This window comes from Vibrio sp. KUL78, from assembly GCF_059725505.1.
This window is the reverse complement of the sequence record NZ_AP045838.1, coordinates 798584-817102: the sequence shown is the minus strand read 5'-3', so window position 1 is coordinate 817102 and position 18519 is coordinate 798584. Positions and strand designations below refer to the sequence as shown.

Sequence of the window (18519 nt, the reverse complement as noted above, 5' to 3'; positions counted from 1 at the left end):
GATGTACGGTACGCCAAATACCATGCCCCCATTTCAATGTGTCTTCCTCAAGGCATTGCGGACAGAACTTTAGTGCGCTGCTAAACCTTAACCGAGAAGAAGTAGTACGTGATAAGACCGCGATGTGACTGCCATCATTGCTCAACAGGTGCAATCTAAGTCTTACTTTGCTTTTGTTATCTTGAAGGCAAGCGCCGACAACAGGGAAACAAGTACTGTTAAACAACAACCTTTCCGCATCTATTGAAGTCTGTTTGGCAACTTGTTCGAGCATGCAAGGAAGCTGGGGGTTAATGCGAACATCTGTGCGCCCTAGGAGAGCTCGGTTTTTTCGCGTAGCGAGCGTCTTGGTGAGGCTGCGTGGTGTCGCGCAACAAGGCTATAAAAGGCTTCACCAGCTATTTCGTGCAGGTACATAGGTCTATAACTGTCCTGTAGCAACCAGCATGAGAATGTAGATCAGTGGTGGACTAAATCTGTTTGTTGAAGTCGATAAAAATAATCGTGTAGTCCTCATAGTGGGAGAAATTATGTGATCATTTACCTTCCTCGTGTTCGAGAAGTACTGCTCCAGAGCGCCTTTCCCTAGAGTCACGAAAATCTCTTTGTACCAATCGCCACAAGCTTTCTTAAAAGCCAACGTTTCAGTTTGCTCAAGCGTAAATCCGATGTGTGCCAACGTATTTTGTTGCACTGATTCAAGGCATAGGGTGAGCGTTTGATCATTTAACGCCAACATAAGCTGTTCAACTTTTAGCATTGTTTCATCATAGTACGCTTCCTGACTTGTCATGCTGGAACCACAGCTCGGACAGATTAATGCTGGGGTTTGCATTCGACTAAGATTCTTTACAGTGTAAGTGCATGAAGAACAGCTATTAATGAGCCTCGTTCCGTGTTTGTAGCAGTGAAAAACACCCTGTAGTTGGTGCTGTTGGTGAAAATATGAAATACCAACAGTATCTAAGTCTTCAGAAATACAGTCTTTGCAGTAACGCCAAAAACGATTATGTACCGTTTGGGATTGTGTGAAGTCGATGTCATATGGCTTTCCTTTCAAAAACAATGGTAGCTCGCGTTTCTCTCGCTCGTTGAGGAAAGACTCGATGACGTTACCGTTCATATGCATTTGCCAAATCGAACGATTGTCATCATTAAGAATATTCATCAGTATGGCGTCTAGGTCAGACATGACTGTAACTGGCGACGCACTGAAATTTGCCAGCCCTACACGTTTTGCTGAAGTAGCAAAAGTGCCAAAAGGGGACATAGTATGAACTCGGCTAAGGAAGCTTCTTAGGTGTTCGTTCGGTAGCAGGTACAAGATGTTATTCATATTTTCTAGCCTGCGCTAATAAGGCTTCAGGAGTTAAGTTCTCTAGCATTTCTTGGTCTTTCTCAGTAAGGTTTGCGGCAGAACGAGAGCTTCTAATGGATTTCTTATAGACTTGGTTGCCGTCAATATCTGAGCCACTTTCAGAAAACAAATCCTGTTGAACCGAGTGCAATTGAGACAAAGGATTGCAATCCTCATATTTATAAAATTGACCACGCTTTAGTGCCGTTAATGCGCCTGAGACCAAGAGAAATTGTTCTTTGAATACATGGTCTAGAGCAGCCATGCTTAGGTCTTGATTGTTTGGTGTTAGATAAGTCAGATAAGACAATGTGGCCTTTATTAGGCTGCTCGCGATAGCAGGGATCCCTGCTGATAAGTAGTGAACATGGCGTGTTAGAGTATCAATGTCAGTTGTCTGATTCTTAAGTAATTGTGTCGGGCACATTTGCTTAATGAAGCGTTTCCAAAACGAACTTTCAACATCACATTGCTCTAAGATTAGCGACCCTGTCTTTCCAATTCGCCTAGCGGCAGTCATCTCTTTAGAAAACAGATTAAGTGTTGATAGTGTCCCGACGAGTAATAGTGGTACACCAACCTTGTTAAACAACTCTTCCACGAACTTTAGTGTGGCGTTCTCGTTGTTACCGACTTTCTCGTACTGTCGAGTTTCAGATAGGTTCTGAGCTTCATCTAGAACAATAATCCCAACACCATGGATGAGTAGAGCCTTACGAACCGCAATCATTAGTGCTGTAACTGAGCTTTTCTGATGTGATTCGTAATAACTCTCACCAGTTACCGAATCGATGGACTCAAGAATCCTCCAGAGTAGTGCACGCTGCCCGCGAGCTGTTGGGATATCGATCTTGAGCCAGACAATCTGTTCGTAGATGAACTTTTGTCCTTGGTACTCTTGATGTGAAATGACTTGAGGAATGGCAGACAAGATGCTTTCTACCATCGCTGACTTTCCGCGACCTGATAGACCTGCTACCAAAAAACTCTGCTGATTTGCTGTTTGCTTTAGAGTGCGCTCTTGCCCTTCAGGTATTTCAATAGAGTCGGCAAATTGCAATTGTTTAATATCGCCATACACCAAAGGGTTGCGATAGATATAGCCTCGCTCAATCATGCGAAATACGGTGTCATAAAGGCGTGGGGCTTCATCCTGAACAACATAGCACTCAGATAGGTTATCAATGAATGTTCTGGTGTAGTAACCATGATGCTCAGTAGGGAGCGAACTGACATCAATCATCATGTCAGGAGATAGTGTTGTTGCCTGGATAAATTGTTTAGGTAGCAATGGCATTCCAAGCGCTTCAATCAGAGGATTTTGTGCCATCTGAGAGTTAGGGTGAGGTATATAATTAGCTATCATCTTGTTCATCATCAAAGTCAAAAAAATCAGGTGTTTCCAAGTGTTGGGTATTCTTTTTAGCAGTGGAGCTAGCGTTATCTTCGGAACTTAACGTTGCTGCTATTTGCTCAGATTGTTTGCTGCGTTCAATAGAAGAGACGATACTCTTTCGTTCTTTGATACCTGTCTGGATAGACTTTGCTGACGATGTTTTTAAGTATCGAGCGTCAGCTTTTGCTTGTTTATCGATTTCATCCAGTTTGTTTAAGAACTCAATTTTGTTAGCGAATGAACGTTCTTCATGAAGGCTTTGTTTTTGTTTGGTTAATTCGATTTCATGAAGGGTCGATTGCCAAATTTGATTACGATACGCTTCAGAGCGATCAGTGAGTTCTAAAGTAATTAGTTCGTTAGACTCAGGGTCTTTACACCAAATAAAGTTCGTTGAATTTTGGTCGTATCGAACTTCCACTGTGTATCGGCCAAAATTACGAGCTTTGTCTAACCATTGTTTATGAATGATTTTGTTAGCGCTGTAATACAGCCCCTTAAAGTAAACGCCCTCCATTCTCACAGTCGCCTTGTCAGCAGGTAGCAATGCGAAACGAAGTCGCTCTTCAGGAATCTGAGCTGGCGGTATCATCATTTCTTCTAGCCCGTAGAGATATAAGTCTCTAGGAGAGAAACCTACATCATCACGAGACATCTCGAAGTTATGGTTGTTCTTTCTAAGGCGGTTGTTATTGGTATAAATGATTGTCCTTATGAGCTTTTCCATGAATGCTTCGAAGGACATCGACGCTTTTCTAGAAGCGTGTTGCTCTTCCTTGCTGGGTACTTTCATGACTTGACCAGGCACAAATCGAACAGCATTTTGATGAAAAATATCAAATGCTTTCTCGACAGTTCCTTTACAATCCCCGCGATGATACGGAGCGAAACTGGCGATTGATAAGCCAATTTCACCCTTAAGCATGCTTTCAATGTTACGGTCTGTATACTCGGAACCTCGATCCATGACTAACTGTGAGCAGACATGGTGGCACGGCCATTCGTTTTCAGTAATTTCAACGCCATAGCGTTTAGCAAACTGGACTTTGTTGGTAAAAGCATTGAAAAGGGCTTGTGATGCTCCAGTCCAATCTGGGCCGTGAAAACAAGCATGAGTGCCAACAAACATGCCAGACCACGTATCTACAACTAGATAGATCACAGGGCGTCCCGTGGCTAACTGATTGGTTTTGTCGTAGGGGTAGCGTATGTATTGATCGACGACTGTTGCATCTATTTCATAGCGACTTGTGGGGCCACGAACACCCTGTCGAGCAAGGCCTGCACGGCCTCGGTAGTCTTTTTGAAAATTGGTCGTGCCGACAGCCTTCCTTATCAATTCAAGTTGATCTACGTTTTGCTTAAAATGATATTTAAATGCATTTCGTGAAATGAGTTTGGCCCTTGGAACAGGTAAAGCTATCTCATGTGCTTCTTCAATCATTGGTTTAACACGCGCATACATGAACTTGCGTGTAAACTGATCGTAAAAGGTCACTCAGCCTAGCTTTGCCACCGTTTGGAATGGTTTTAGCAAATCGTCGAATATGTTTAATGTCTTGTAGAGTGACTCCACGATAAGGACTTCCATATTTGGTTTTCGGGCCACTTTTGCCTAACTCAGGGTCTTGGTCAAATGACGGTACTTCAGGTAAAGACTGATTCGTTCCGCAATTTCTCCATAGAGGGAGTAGAGCATTGACGTGAGAACCGTAATACCAGTAACGATTTAAAATTTTTGCTACATAACTGCGGCTGCGACCTGATGTTTCTATCAATCGATGTAAGATTGAACTGCTATCGATAAAAAGATAGTTGTAACGTAGTTCGTCGTTATCGATTAACGGGGCAATAATGTTAAAGCTGCTATCTCTGCGTTGTAACCACTTTCTGCGCTTCTTATCCTTCAGTAACTCTTCGTCCGACATGTATAGGTAAGGGCTAAAGGAATGCTCTAGCACTTTCCATTTGCCCAGCTCTATTTGCCTCAACGTATCACTTAGCATAATCGTATGAGGCCTTTTAGGGCGTTCAACATTGAGCTGAGTGACAGCAATTTGGTCGAGGTCTTGGCAAATATCTACGATAAGATATTCAAGCCCTTTTTTGCCATCGACTAATTTTTGATTAATTCTCATCGTGTTGCGTAATCATCATTACAGGGCGAAAAACTTCTATGCGCTCATTCAGGTCAACGTCTAGTTGACCTGAATACGCAAGATGTTGAAATATCTCTAACGCAGCAAGTTCGGTTACATCATGTACTAATGATGCGTGATTCAAATGCTGCTTTAGAGTTTTCTCTGGGTCGTTCATAAGGCTCTTGTTTAGAGTGTTTAACATCCCTTCGCACAGTGGGCCTTCGATTTGGCTCTCGCGTACATGATGGTAAGTCTCTCTAAGCCATTGAAGGTTGTATGTTTTGTTGGGGTTTAAGTCTTCATCTGTTATTTGCGTTAGATGATGGTTGTAATGCCCCCAGTACATCTCTTCAATTTTGAACTTTTGTTGGGTTCGTGTGACTTTTTGGGGAGGCTCAAATTCAGTGCTTAGTGCTGAGCTCGGTTTATAGTTATACGGCTGAATGCCAAGCTGGTCTCTTGTCGCATCATACAAGGTGACAACGAAATCCGTGGTCATGGTTGCAGCAGGAATATCTTTACCATCCCGTTCTTTGTATTTAGCAGGGTGTCGATAATTCAGATATTTAGCCCACTTGAGAGTTTCATTTAACGGTAAGGGGTATTGCTCTTGTATATCCAAGACTTCAGGATCGTGCTCAAGATGAAGGAATAGAGCAAGCTCACCTAAGCTGAATAAGTGATGGCAGCGTTTCGTCTTGTGACTGAAAACAATATGAGATAGACCGACACTATTTGAACGTCGAACTGTAATATATGGCTCGTACTCACCATTCTTAATCTTCTTTAAGTGTTTTTCTAATTTTCTGAGCTCATAGTTTGTTATGTATGGTTGCTTAACTATTTTCATATGCCTAATCCTCACTTACTAATATATTGTTAGCAGCCTTTCTAGGGTTTGTCTAACTGGGTGTGCTTGTAAGTCTATGTAAATAAAGGATTTATTATAACTTATATAATTGACTTAGAGCTTAGGGAGCTGAATTAGAAAAGCTTGTAATTCAATGTGATATTTGAAGGGATACATGGAATTTGCAGTTTTTCATTAGGCTTAATTATTATTCCTTATATAAATCGATATAGAATCTAATGTCTTTATATTTCATTGCTTTAAGAAAGAATTGTTCACGGATCGTACACTTGGATTCCTAACTCAAAAAAACTTATAAAACATGCAAATTTATTGTTCTGGTTGCTTATTTTCGACAGAGTTAGATATCTTTTTTAAAGAGGCTAGTATTACAAACATGTGATGATTAGTTAGGCTTGGTTATGGTTAGCGCAGAAAGATTTATCAGTATGGCATGGGAACTAGAGCTCACCATCTGCTCATTGATAACTGACCAAACACCAGAGGGCTACTTGGATGTGTGTAGAGACCAAGCTAAGAGTAGAGGCATAGATGTCTTTAATCTGAACTTTAATGAGTATGAATCCCCCCTAGCTGCTTTCGCAGCAGAAGAGAACCGAGAATTGGTTGCTACTTTGGAAGGTTGTAGACGCAAGACACTTGTCATTTTTGAAGGAGCTGACGCGCTGGCACCTTTGGAGTGTAATGAAACATTTTGGTTAAGGTCTTTACTGATCAATAGCAATGTTATTGGGCTTGTTGTTGTTTTCTTGGTTACGAATGAGGGGAAGGTAAGGTTGTTTCAAAATAGTGAGGGAGCGTTCTATCGAGATTGTGTTGGCTTGAATTAGATGAAAGCCTCGTAAATTAAACAAGTGATCAATAAAGTTGTTCACCCTCGCTTTATCAACAGCTATAGCTGGGAGTGTTCTAGCTGTTATTTGAGCTGTTGTGCGGTGGCCCATTAATCAATTCAGATGAAGATTAAAAGATGAACTACCCGCGAATCAGTAAGTTATAAATGATGCAATGTTTAGATGCATGGTATAGTTGCATAACAGTAAGAGTCATATGTCATCATAGTGAGTTAGAGTACATGCCCGCAGCTAATATTACGAATAAATGGTATAAATTCGATTTTCATACACATACACCCGAGTCCAGAGATTATCGTGAGGCCTCATCTCCCGAGCCTGAGTTGTGGCTTAGAACGGCAATGGAGCGAGAACTGGACTGCATAGCGATTACAGATCACAATTCAGGGGGGTGGATAGATAGACTCAAGGCTACATATGAACAAATAGAGTCTGAAGAGTGGTTCCGTCCACTTGTGATTTTTCCTGGAGTAGAAATCACGATCTCTTTGGGAGCGTCACGAATACACCTGTTAGCAATTTTCGACCCAAGTAAGTCAACACAGGATCTGACTAGATTCTTGGGTAGTTGTGATTTGCAAGGTGATTTTGGTGATCCTGAGGCGTGCTATACCACTCAATCGATAGAAACTGTAGTAAAGAAAATCGCTGAATCAAATGGTGTCGCTATACCTGCGCATATTGACGCCCCTAAAGGCTTGTTGCATGAAGTTACTAATACGAACCCAGACATCAAAGCTCATTTAACACTGTTTGACGGAGCGCAATTTGTTGATCGAGATTATCTATCGAGTGACTCTATTCATGAAGAGTTAAAAAGAGATGCAAGCCACCTAGCAACCGTTATGGGTTCCGATGCTCATACGCTGGCTGCCATTGGTGGTAGCTATAGTTGGATTAAGATGGGAACACCTTCTATTGAAGCTCTCAACTTTGCCTTGAAAGATCACCAATTTTGTATACTGAATCAAGCTGAGAATCCAAACAACCTTCCAAGATCTTATATCGAATCATTAGAAATCGGCGGTATGAAGCATTGTGGAATGAATCCGACTAACATCCCAAAATTTCAATTACACCCTTTGTTTAACTCTATAATCGGCGGGCGCGGTACAGGAAAGTCAACTTTTATTGAGTCATTAAGGTTGTCTCTTGGAAGGAGCCAAGAACTAGATGACTTGCCTAGTGTTGGAGCTGATGTACAGTCTTTTGTAGATGGAGTCACTACAGACCGCACTCTAATTGAGGCTAGATTCGTTAGAAATACCTCTAGTTACCGAGTTAGTTGGACTAAAGAGGGGGGCGTAAAGTTCGAAAGAGCTGATGAAGGAGGTTGGGTTGTAGATGAAGGCGATGTGAGTGAAAGGTTTGCCGTTAATATATACAGCCAAAAGCAAATAAACGCACTTGCCTCAAACCCAACAAGCCTTTTTAGAACTAGTCGATCGTTCTCCTATTGTAGATATAGAAAGCTGGAATTCTCGATTTGAACCTCACCAGCGACTCTATATGGAGCTAAGTTCAGAGGAAGTTCAGCTAAGTCGCAACATTTCGAAAGAAGGTTCTAAGAACTCAAGGCTCCAAGAATTGATGAGCGACATAAATGGCTTTGAGTCTGGTGGGCATAGTCAAGTATTGATTCGAAACCAACTGATGACGACATCAAGCCGTCTACTTTCGAATGCAGGTAACATCGATGATATTTCGAACAGCTTCGATGAATTGCTTCAAGAAACCGTTCCTAGCTTGAATACGACTCAAATAGAGTTGCTTGAGGATCCTCTTAAGGAAGAGCTTGTTGCTATACAAAGTGCATTTGAAACTGAAGTGAATGAAGTACTAGGCCAAATTGAAACACTTAAAACTCGGATAGTTAGAGCTAAGGAGTTACGTGACCAAGCTATTCAATCATCCAATTGGCATACACAAAAAGTGTTGTCGGATGAGCGTTATCAAGACCTTGTTAGTGAATATCAAGAACGTGGCTCTGAATTTAATACACAGGAATATGAGTCGTGGACTTCAGAAAAAGTGAGGATAGAACAACAACTAGAATGCATCGAAGTAGACAAGGCGCGGTTGAGTGAAGTAAGTGCACAAAAGGAAGGTGTACTTAATACGATGTTAGAACTTAGACGTGAACTACAGACTAAGCGGCAAGAGTTTATAGATAGTGTTCTTATCAATAACGATTATGTTCAGATGACAATCAGACCATTTTCAGACTTATCCAAAGCAGAGCGTCAATTCAGAACTATTGTCGGGCATGATAGATTCTCTTCTTCTGTATACGAAGAGGGAAATGATACTTCGTTACTGTATGGACTTTTCAATGCAAGTAGTACTTTCGAAGAAAAAACATCGGCACTTGGGGAACTCAAGAGTGCTATAAAATCATTGGTATTGGGTGAACAACCTAATGGATACAGAATTGATCGTCGATTCATGGATTTCCTTACAGAAAGGTATGAGCGAGAGCCTGAATTTATGGCAAGGTTAGACTGTTGGCAGCCCGATGATTTGCTAGAAGTTAAGTACTCACCACGTGGGGATGGGACTCATTTTGCAAGTATTAGCAGAGGCTCTGCTGGTCAAAAGGCCGCTGCGATACTCGCTTTCTTGTTAAGTCACGGAGAGGAACCAATCATTATCGACCAGCCTGAAGATGATCTAGATAATGCTCTAGTCTATAGCTTGATTGTTAATCAGATTCAAAATAATAAGGCACGACGACAAATTATCATTGTTACGCATAACCCTAACATTGTGGTAAATGGAGACGCTGAACTAGTCAATGTAATGGAGTTTCGCGGAGGACAAGTACAAATCAAAGCCAGTGGTAGTTTAATAGAGCAACATATTAGAGACGAAGTCTGTGAAATAATGGAAGGTGGACGAGAGGCGTTCAGCAAAAGGTTTCACCGCATATCACGATTGTGATAGGGTTTTGATAACACATTTACTTTAGCTTCTTGATTTTTATGGTGCTTTCATTTGTTTGTAAGCTATGAACATCGAAATCATCATAAGGATATATGTTAACCAGTAGATACCAATAGCAGCAATTGACTCAGTTTGATTGCTCACATCAAAAGGCGAACCAAATGGTTCGCCTTTTGTTATTCAAGTTAGTTTCCAACTTAGTTATCGGTTTCCAACTCGGTTATCACAGTTTCCAACTTGGTTATCTGTGATCACCAACTTCATTAATCTTCATAGTTCTCAATCGAAGGGCAAGAACAAATCAGATTACGGTCACCGTAAACGTTGTCTACGCGGTTAACCGTTGGCCAGTACTTCCAAGTTCTCTGGTGAGAAGATGGGAAGCAGCCTAGTTCGCGAGAGTATGGGCGGTCCCATTCATCTTTTGAAAGGTCAACTTGTGTGTGTGGTGCGTTCACTAGTGGATTGTTGTCTAGTGGCCATACGCCGTCTTTCACTTGAGTCATTTCTTCGCGGATAGCGATCATCGCTTCGCAGAAACGGTCTAGCTCTTCAAGATCTTCAGATTCAGTAGGCTCAACCATAAGTGTGCCCGCTACAGGGAACGACATGGTTGGTGCGTGGAAGCCGTAGTCCATTAGACGCTTAGCGATGTCTTCTTCGCTGATGCCTGTTTCTTCTTTCAGTGGTCGAATGTCGATAATACATTCGTGCGCTACACGGCCGTTGGTGCCACGGTAAAGAACAGGGTAGTGCGGAAGTAGACGCTCCATCACGTAGTTCGCGTTTAGGATAGCGACTTTGGTTGCATCCGTTAGGCCTGCTTCACCCATCATCGCGATGTATGCCCACGAGATTGGTAGGATCGAAGCACTGCCAAGGTCGGCTGCAGAAACTGCGTAGTCTTCGCCTTCTACACCGTTCTCGATGTGACCTGGTAGGAATGGCGCTAGGTGTGATTTAACACCGATAGGACCCATACCTGGACCGCCGCCACCGTGTGGGATACAGAAAGTTTTGTGTAGGTTAAGGTGCGATACGTCTGAGCCGATGAAGCCTGGGTTAGTTAGACCAACCTGCGCGTTCATGTTTGCGCCATCAAGGTAAACCTGACCGCCAGCTTCGTGAACCATTTCGCATACTTCTTTCACGTGCTCTTCGTATACGCCGTGCGTAGAAGGGTAGGTGATCATGATGCTTGATAGGTTGTCACGGTGCTTTTCGATCTTCGCTGCTAGGTCGTCAGTATCGATGTTGCCGTTGTCGTCACACTTAACCACAACCACTTTCATTGACACCATAGACGCCGTTGCAGGGTTAGTACCGTGCGCAGAGCTTGGGATCAGACACACATTACGGTGACCTTCGCCACGGCTTTCGTGGTAGCGCTGAATCGCGATTAGACCAGCGTATTCGCCCGATGCACCTGAGTTAGGCTGAAGTGAGAACTCATCGTAGCCTGTAATTTCGCATAGCTTCTTCTTAAGGTCATCCGCTAGGGCAGTGTAGCCTGCTGCTTGATCAAGTGGCGCGAATGGGTGGATAGAGCCAAATTCTGGCCACGTTACCGGGATCATCTCTGCGGCAGCGTTTAGCTTCATGGTACAGCTGCCAAGCGGGATCATACCGTGCGTTAGTGAGAAGTCTTTGTTCTCTAACTGTTTTAGGTAACGCATCATCTGTGTTTCACTGTGGTGAGTGTTAAACACAGGGTGAGTTAGGTAGCGAGAGGTACGACGGCAGTTTTCAGGAATCGCTGCAAACTCGTTGCCAGCAATTTCTGTAGATAGAGCTTCAACGCTCTCTTTTACTTCAAATACAGAGAATAGAACGTTGATATCTTCGATGGTGGTAGTTTCATCAAAGCTGATACCGATTTGACCTTCTAGTTGACGAAGGTTGATGTCAGACGCTAGAGCTTTTTGAACCAGCTTGTCTGTGTTGTCACCAGTGTTTACTGTGATGGTATCGAAGAAGCTGTTGTGAGCCAATTCATAGCCCGCTTTCGTTAGACCGGCTGCTAAGATTGCCGTCATGTGGTGCGTACGGCGAGCGATAGTCTTAAGACCTTCCTCACCGTGGTATACCGCGTAGAACGCCGCCATGTTGGCTAGCAATGCTTGCGCAGTACAAATGTTCGATGTCGCTTTTTCGCGGCGGATGTGCTGCTCACGAGTCTGCATTGCCATACGCAAAGCTTGGTTACCGTTGGTGTCGATAGACACACCGATTACACGACCAGGCATAGTACGCTTGTGCTTATCTTTGGTTGCCATGAACGCAGCGTGTGGACCGCCGTAGCCCATTGGAACGCCAAAGCGTTGTGCAGAGCCGATAACAACATCAGCACCCATCTCACCAGCTGGCTTAAGCAGTGCAGAAGCAAGTAGGTCCGTTGCAACCGTAACAAGTGTCTTGTTTGCTTGAGCAGCAGCGATGATGTCTGTTAGGTCGCGAACTTCACCCGTAGTGCCTGGGTATTGAACTAACGCGCCAAATACATCTTGCTCTGGAAGAGACTCTAGAGAACCTACTTGTACTTCAAAGCCGATGAACTCAGCACGAGTTTTCACAACTTCAAGTGTTTGTGGGTGAACATCATCTGCCACGAAGAAGACTTTGCTCTTGCTCTTACCTGCACGCTTACACAGCGTCATCGCTTCTGCAGCTGCAGTTGCTTCGTCAAGCAGAGATGCGTTCGCAATCTCCATGCCCGTTAGGTCCATGACCATTTGCTGGTAGTTAAGCAATGACTCAAGGCGACCTTGTGAGATTTCTGGCTGATATGGCGTGTACGCTGTGTACCAACCTGGATTCTCTAGAACGTTTCGCAGAATCACATTTGGTGTGAAGGTGTTGTAGTAACCCTGACCGATGAATGTGCGTTTTACTTGGTTCAAATCCGCGAACTTTTTCATTTCTACCAGCATGTCTGCTTCGCTCATTGGAGCTTCTAGCGTCATTGGTTGTTCTAGGCGGATTTGAGCTGGGACAGTCTCGTCGATAAGCGTGTCTAGGTTTAGAACGTTAATCGCGTCCAGCATTTTTTGTTGGTCAGATTTGTTTGGCCCATTGTGGCGAGCAACAAATTCATTCTGTGTGCTTAGGCTGTTGAGTAATTCAGTCATGGTTCCTTTACCTTCTCAAAGATCCTCTGCGAGATCTTTAAAATCGTAGCCCGAAGTTTTTACGTGTTTCTGCTTTGTACGTCATTCCTGCGCAGGCAGGAATCTACTAAAAGCGAGTACCCAACTTAAACAAGATCCCTGCCTGCGCAGGGATGACTCGTATGTTAGGTTTATTCAGGCAACGGTTGCGTGTTGCTTATTCGTCTTCGATAGACGCTAGGTATTCCTCAGCGCTCTTAAGATTGTCTAGCTCAGAAGCATCAGACATTTTCACTTTAACGATCCAGCCACCTTCGTATGACTCTTCGTTGATAAGCTCTGGGCTGTCTTCTAGCTCTTCGTTAATTTCAACGATTTCACCAGTGATTGGCGCGTAGATGTCAGATGCAGCTTTTACTGACTCAACTAGAGAGAAGCTTTCACCAGCTTCGATTTCGTCTTCTACTTCTGGTAGGTCAACGAATACTACGTCACCTAGCATTTCTTGAGCGTGCTCTGAAATACCGATAGTCACAGTACCGTCACCGTTGTCGCGTACCCATTCGTGGCTGTCAGAAAACTTCAAAGTGTTGTCCATTGCTTTATCTCCAAAATTAAGGATGTTTTATTCTTTAAGTGTAGAGCGGGAAGCGAGCACACAGTGCCTTCACTTCTTTACGTACGCGCTTTTCGACTTCTGGATTGCCCTCAGGGCTCTCCACTAATCCGTCTAGCACGTCACCAATCCACTCACCAATGAGTTTAAATTCTTCTGTACCGAAACCACGAGTGGTTCCAGCTGGCGTCCCTAAGCGAATACCAGATGTAATCATAGGTTTTTCTGTGTCGAACGGGATGCCATTTTTATTACATGTGATGCCAGCACGCTCTAAGGCTTCTTCTGCTTTGTTGCCTTTTAGACCTTTTGGACGTAGGTCAACAAGCATTAGATGAGTGTCAGTGCCGCCAGTCACGATGTCGCAACCGCGAGTTTGCAATACTTCAGAAAGTACTTTTGCGTTCGCGATCACTGAATCGATATAAGTTGAAAATTGTGGGCCTAGCGCCTCACCGAACGAGACGGCTTTGGCTGCAATCACGTGCATCAGCGGACCGCCTTGAAGGCCAGGGAATACCGCTGAGTTGATTTTCTTAATGATGTCTTCGTGGTTGGTCAGGATCATGCCACCACGAGGGCCACGCAGTGTTTTGTGTGTTGTTGTAGTAACAACGTGTGCGTGCGGTAATGGACTAGGGTGTGCACCAGTCGCAATCAGACCTGCGATGTGCGCCATGTCAACCATTAGGATCGCGTCAACTTCGTCAGCGATTTCACGGAACTTAGCAAAGTCGATAACGCGAGGAATCGCACTGCCGCCAGCGATGATCATTTTTGGCTTATGTTCAACTGCTAGAGCGCGTACGTCATCGTAGTTAATCTCTAGCGTTTCTTTGTCCACACCGTATTGAACGGCGTTGAACCATTTACCAGAAAGCGCTGGGCGAGCACCGTGTGTAAGGTGACCACCAGCATCAAGTGACATGCCCATGATTGTGTCGCCAGGCTGAAGTAGCGCCAGTTTTACTGCACCGTTAGCTTGAGCACCTGAGTGAGGTTGAACGTTTGCGTATTCGCACTTAAAAAGAGATTTAGCGCGTTCGATAGCGATGGCTTCCACGGTATCAACGTGCTCACAACCACCGTAGTAACGACGGTTAGGGTAACCTTCTGCGTATTTATTGGTTAGGCAAGTGCCTTGCGCTTGCATGACTGCTTTTGAAACGATGTTTTCAGAGGCAATCAGCTCGATTTGGTCATTCTGGCGAGCGAACTCTGCTTGGATTCCTGTGAACACAGCATCGTCTGTCGCAGACAAATTGGTTGAGAAGAAGTTTTCTAGGCTGTGATTTGGATAGCTTTTTGAGTACTGAGCATTCATGGCGTTGAACCTTCCATTATCCAATCGACGTTTGTGTTTGTCATTGTGTCGATTGAGTCGTGTCTTAGTACTGTAAGAACAGTCAACCTGTTCAAAACAGCGGCGCGAATAAGTCCCAATAGGTAGGACAAAAATCATTCAGTAAACGGGCTGTAGAGTAGGGGATTTCCATTAGCTCGCCAGCTCGCAAGTGCATCTCTTCATCTAACAAGCCGATAACATACCTCTGTCAGCCCAAACAATCAATCAGAAATTTCCTATAGGAAACACAGTTTCCAAAAATGTTATCGAGAGCACGCTTTATTTTTATACATGGTCTTTAATATAGAAGTCGCTTCATGCAACAATGAAATTGCAATACAGGAAGTCATGAATAAGAAGGATCGCATGTCAGAAGACATCTACGATGAGTATCCGTCTCTAACGTTGGCCAGAGAGTCGACGGACGAAAATATAGAACCCCTAAAACTGGGAGAGCGCATCAAGGACATTCGTTCTAAGATGGGGCTCACGCTCGAAGAAGCGAGCCAGCGAACAGGGCTTGCGCGCTCTACATTGAGCAAGATTGAAAACGAGCAGATCTCTCCGACCTTTCAGGCGATGCAAAAGCTGGCTTCAGGTCTGCATATCGACATGCCTCAACTCTTTGAACCACCTAAGAAAAAAGTAGCTACAGGGCGTCGTGACTTTACCAAGCGTGGAGAAGGAAAACCGCACCCTACGCCAACGTATGAACACGAGCTTTTAGCAACGCAATTATCGAACAAAAAGATGATGCCATTCAAAAGCACCGTCAGAGCGCGTACCTTTGAAGAATACAGTGATTGGGTAAGGCATGATGGTGAAGAATTTTTGCTTATTTTGTCTGGTCAAGTGATGTTCTTTTCTGAGTTTTATGAACCTATGTCAATGAGTGAAGGTGACAGTGTTTATTACGATGCGAACATGGGGCATATGCTTATCTCAACCAGTGATGAAGACGCTCACATCCTCTGGGTGACGGCGAAATAATCGCCAGTTGATTAAGTTTCTTATAATAAAGGCAAACGTTTGCTTTGTTGCGAAAATGCCCTGATAAAGCGCGGTTTTGACGGTAATCTCGTCGAAATGGCGCTTTTTTATTGACAGTTATACTGTGAATAAGATGTTAAATGTCACATTTTGCGGTGTTTGTATCTTGTTAAATGAGAAAAATACCCGCATTCTTGTTTACTATAGGAAACATGGTTTCCTGGTGGTGAACTATTCACCACTCTGGATACTGTTTTAATGGATACCGATTGAATCCATCGGACATGCGTAAGTCAGTAAACTTGCGCAGATGAAGATAGTGAACCACTCACCTTACAACAGGAGCAGGACTCACTGAAACGTGGTCCAACCCAATGGAGATTACAATGGCTCAAGAACAAGCAACCCAAGATCTATTGAAAACACCGCTGCACGCATTACACGTAAGTGTTGGCGCTAAGATGGTGCCATTTGCTGGCTACGATATGCCGGTACAATACCCATTGGGTGTAAAGAAGGAACACCTTCATTGTCGTGATGCTGCAGGACTGTTCGATGTTTCGCATATGGGACAGATTCGTCTGCACGGTGCAAATGCCGCTAAAATCCTCGAAACATTGGTTCCTGTCGATATTATGGATCTACCAGCAGGTAAACAGCGCTATGCGTTCTTTACTAATGAGCAAGGCGGCATCATGGATGATCTTATGGTGGCAAACCTAGGCGATCATCTGTTTGTTGTGGTCAACGCTGCGTGTAAAGAGCAGGATATTGCTCACCTCCAAGCGCACCTTGATGAAGGTGTTGAGATGGAAGTGATCGAAGATCGCGCTCTGCTTGCACTTCAAGGTCCTAAAGCGGCTGAAGTCTTAGCGCGCATTCAACCAGAAGTGGCTGAGATGTTGTTCATGGATGTTCGTAAACTGGATATCAACGGTGTTGAGTGCATTGTTAGCCGCTCTGGTTACACAGGTGAGGACGGTTACGAAATCTCAGTACCATCTGAAAATGCAGAAGCTCTTGCACAAGCGCTAACAGAATATGAAGAAGTAGAGTGGATCGGCCTTGGTGCTCGTGACTCGCTGCGTCTTGAGTGTGGTCTGTGTTTGTACGGTCATGATCTAGACACAACGACTACGCCAGTTGAAGCAAGCCTACTATGGGGCATTCAGAAAGTACGTCGTAATGACGGCGAGCGCGCAGGTGGCTTCCCTGGTGCAGATATCGTTCTAAACCAAATCGAAACCAAAGATGTAGCTCGTAAACGTATCGGCTTGATTGGCCAAACTAAAGCGCCAGTGCGTGAAGGCGCGAAGCTGTTTGATGCAAATGACAATGAAATCGGTATCGTGACCAGTGGTACTGCCGGCCCAACAGCAGGCAAGCCAGTGTCTATGGGTTATGTTAAGACCGAGTTTGCTGCGATTGGCACTGAAGTATTTGCAGAAGTACGTGGTAAAAAACTGGCGATGACGGTAGAGAAAATGCCGTTTGTGCCTCAACGCTACTACCGCGGCTAAGCCAACTTAGTTCATAAAAGCATCTTAGAGAACATTCTCTCGGTTTTGCTACCAACATCAAAAGCACCACTGTAAGACAGTGGTGCTTTTTTGTCTGAATTTTGTCATCCTGTGAGAAGCTTAAAAACTTACGGAATTGAAGACGGTTACTATCAGCGGTCACTGATAATAAGCGCCATGATAGGCGTATCGTAGCTGTACACACGAAAGGAGTATCGTTTAGTGTTTCAAAGCTTATTTTCTCGCAGTCCTGTCTCGACTGCTATTTTGACAACCAGTTTAGGTCTAGCATCATTTGGCGCGCACGCAGCAGATGCCGTTGAAAATAGTACATCAGTCGCACCATACATTGTGAATGGTAACGTTGCGAACATTGATGACTATCGCTCATTCATCTCACTGTTTTCCGATCCAACAGGCTATACAAACTATTCTATTGAAGGTCCATTGTGCGGTGCTACCTTGCTTAATCAAGAGTATGTATTGACGGCAGCGCACTGTTTTTACGGCAGTGACAACAATGCTAAGTGGAACCGACTCTTTACGGTTGCAGTGACTGAGCTTCAAGACTCAAGCGAAGCGGCGAGCGCTGAGCGTTTGCGAATTGCAGAGATTTACATGCACCCTAATTACAAGGATGGCGAGCGTTATCTCTGGTCAAATGACATTGCCATCTTAAAGCTAGCGACACCAGCGACTCGTGGTGAGGTTGTAAACTATGGCTTTTCAAAGGACTATCGAAACGAACCGGCAAGCTTTAAGGCAGTTGGGCATGGTGATACGAGAACTGGATTCGACGATTCCACCGACTTGCTCCAAGTTTCGCTTAATTATGTCACTGATAGTCAATGCCAGGCATTTGGTTTGAGTAACGTGCGTGATGATTACATTTGTTTTAGTGGTGATTACAGCGCGGTGACACAACTCAATGGCGGCACATGCCAAGGCGATTCTGGTGGGCCTGTCTATTGGAATGATAATGGTCGTCTGGTACAAGTAGGGATTACTAGCTTTGGTCCGACAACGTGTGGCGACCCATCAATACCAGTAACTTCTGTGTTTACTGAGGTTGCCGATCATTACGATTGGATTGAATCTGTATTAGGCGGTCACGAAACGGCAACCTATACGATTTCAGAGCAAGACCGTATAGACTTTGGCCAAGCCATATCACCGACTCCGAATGTGTCTACTTCTGGCAGCGGTGGCGGTGGTAGTATGTCTCTACTATTCGGCTCCTTATTAGCTTTAGTAGGTTGGTCACGTCGTAGGAGACAGTGATTATCTATCTTTATGATTCCTATAATAAAACGTCGCGTCTTCCACGCGGCGTTTTTTTGTTGTCTATAGACTCATTGCTAAGACTTGTTTAATCGAAC

14 protein-coding genes and 1 pseudogene are annotated in these 18519 nt (G+C 44.1%); 6 read left to right on the top strand and 9 right to left on the bottom strand.

The window, feature by feature from the left end:
* Positions 1-16: 16 nt before the first annotated feature.
* The 6 genes and pseudogenes from AC6I8Y_RS20295 to AC6I8Y_RS20270 form a co-directional block, all read right to left on the bottom strand.
* A pseudogene (locus AC6I8Y_RS20295) lies at positions 17-310 on the bottom strand (TniQ family protein); the annotation flags it as partial.
* Between the two features lie 111 nt (positions 311-421).
* Positions 422-1270: a TniQ family protein gene (locus AC6I8Y_RS20290; RefSeq protein ID WP_498022890.1), complete on the bottom strand. Its 849-nt coding sequence runs from the start codon at positions 1268-1270 to the stop codon at positions 422-424.
* Positions 1271-1328: 58 nt separating this feature from the next.
* Positions 1329-2723, bottom strand: a complete 1395-nt coding sequence (locus AC6I8Y_RS20285; RefSeq protein WP_498022888.1) for an ATP-binding protein — start codon at positions 2721-2723, stop codon at positions 1329-1331.
* Positions 2713-4197: a TnsB C-terminal domain-containing protein gene (locus AC6I8Y_RS20280; RefSeq protein ID WP_498022887.1), complete on the bottom strand. Its 1485-nt coding sequence runs from the start codon at positions 4195-4197 to the stop codon at positions 2713-2715. Before AC6I8Y_RS20280 ends, AC6I8Y_RS20285 begins: the two co-directional genes overlap by 11 nt.
* A gap of 4 nt (positions 4198-4201) precedes the next feature.
* The gene (locus AC6I8Y_RS20275) at positions 4202-4891 is read right to left on the bottom strand and encodes a hypothetical protein (protein ID WP_498022886.1); all 690 of its coding nucleotides are present in this window, start codon (positions 4889-4891) and stop codon (positions 4202-4204) included.
* The gene (locus AC6I8Y_RS20270) at positions 4881-5744 is read right to left on the bottom strand and encodes a heteromeric transposase endonuclease subunit TnsA (protein ID WP_047103492.1); all 864 of its coding nucleotides are present in this window, start codon (positions 5742-5744) and stop codon (positions 4881-4883) included. Before AC6I8Y_RS20270 ends, AC6I8Y_RS20275 begins: the two co-directional genes overlap by 11 nt.
* Positions 5745-6193: 449 nt before the next feature.
* Between AC6I8Y_RS20270 and AC6I8Y_RS20265 the strand changes: the two genes are divergently transcribed.
* From AC6I8Y_RS20265 to AC6I8Y_RS20255, 3 genes are all read left to right on the top strand, one after another.
* The gene (locus tag AC6I8Y_RS20265) at positions 6194-6595 is read left to right on the top strand and encodes a hypothetical protein (protein WP_498022885.1); all 402 of its coding nucleotides are present in this window, start codon (positions 6194-6196) and stop codon (positions 6593-6595) included.
* A gap of 245 nt (positions 6596-6840) precedes the next feature.
* Positions 6841-8109, top strand: coding sequence for a hypothetical protein (locus AC6I8Y_RS20260; protein ID WP_498022884.1), 1269 nt, complete (start codon positions 6841-6843; stop codon positions 8107-8109).
* Complete coding sequence (locus AC6I8Y_RS20255; protein ID WP_498022883.1) at positions 8027-9559, top strand: AAA family ATPase; 1533 nt, start codon at positions 8027-8029, stop codon at positions 9557-9559. Before AC6I8Y_RS20260 ends, AC6I8Y_RS20255 begins: the two co-directional genes overlap by 83 nt.
* Positions 9560-9825: 266 nt before the next feature.
* Here the strand turns inward: AC6I8Y_RS20255 and gcvP are convergent, their stop codons facing one another.
* The 3 genes from gcvP to AC6I8Y_RS20240 all read right to left on the bottom strand — a co-directional run bounded on the left by gcvP (position 9826) and on the right by AC6I8Y_RS20240 (position 14609).
* Complete coding sequence (gcvP, locus tag AC6I8Y_RS20250; protein WP_498022882.1) at positions 9826-12690, bottom strand: aminomethyl-transferring glycine dehydrogenase; 2865 nt, start codon at positions 12688-12690, stop codon at positions 9826-9828.
* A 196-nt stretch (positions 12691-12886) separates the two neighbouring features.
* Complete coding sequence (gcvH, locus tag AC6I8Y_RS20245; protein ID WP_042497316.1) at positions 12887-13267, bottom strand: glycine cleavage system protein GcvH; 381 nt, start codon at positions 13265-13267, stop codon at positions 12887-12889.
* Between the two features lie 34 nt (positions 13268-13301).
* Positions 13302-14609, bottom strand: a complete 1308-nt coding sequence (locus tag AC6I8Y_RS20240; RefSeq protein WP_498022881.1) for a serine hydroxymethyltransferase — start codon at positions 14607-14609, stop codon at positions 13302-13304.
* A 387-nt stretch (positions 14610-14996) separates the two neighbouring features.
* On the opposite strand from AC6I8Y_RS20240, the gene AC6I8Y_RS20235 reads away from it, so the two are divergent.
* From AC6I8Y_RS20235 to AC6I8Y_RS20225, 3 genes are all read left to right on the top strand, one after another.
* Complete coding sequence (locus tag AC6I8Y_RS20235; protein ID WP_394150434.1) at positions 14997-15620, top strand: helix-turn-helix domain-containing protein; 624 nt, start codon at positions 14997-14999, stop codon at positions 15618-15620.
* Between the two features lie 386 nt (positions 15621-16006).
* The gene (gcvT, locus tag AC6I8Y_RS20230; RefSeq protein ID WP_394149098.1) at positions 16007-17140 is read left to right on the top strand and encodes a glycine cleavage system aminomethyltransferase GcvT; all 1134 of its coding nucleotides are present in this window, start codon (positions 16007-16009) and stop codon (positions 17138-17140) included.
* Between the two features lie 222 nt (positions 17141-17362).
* Positions 17363-18421 carry a S1 family peptidase gene (locus tag AC6I8Y_RS20225; RefSeq protein ID WP_394149096.1) on the top strand — a complete coding sequence of 353 codons (1059 nt, stop codon included), beginning with the start codon at positions 17363-17365 and terminating at the stop codon, positions 18419-18421.
* The last annotated feature ends 98 nt before the right edge of the window (positions 18422-18519 follow it).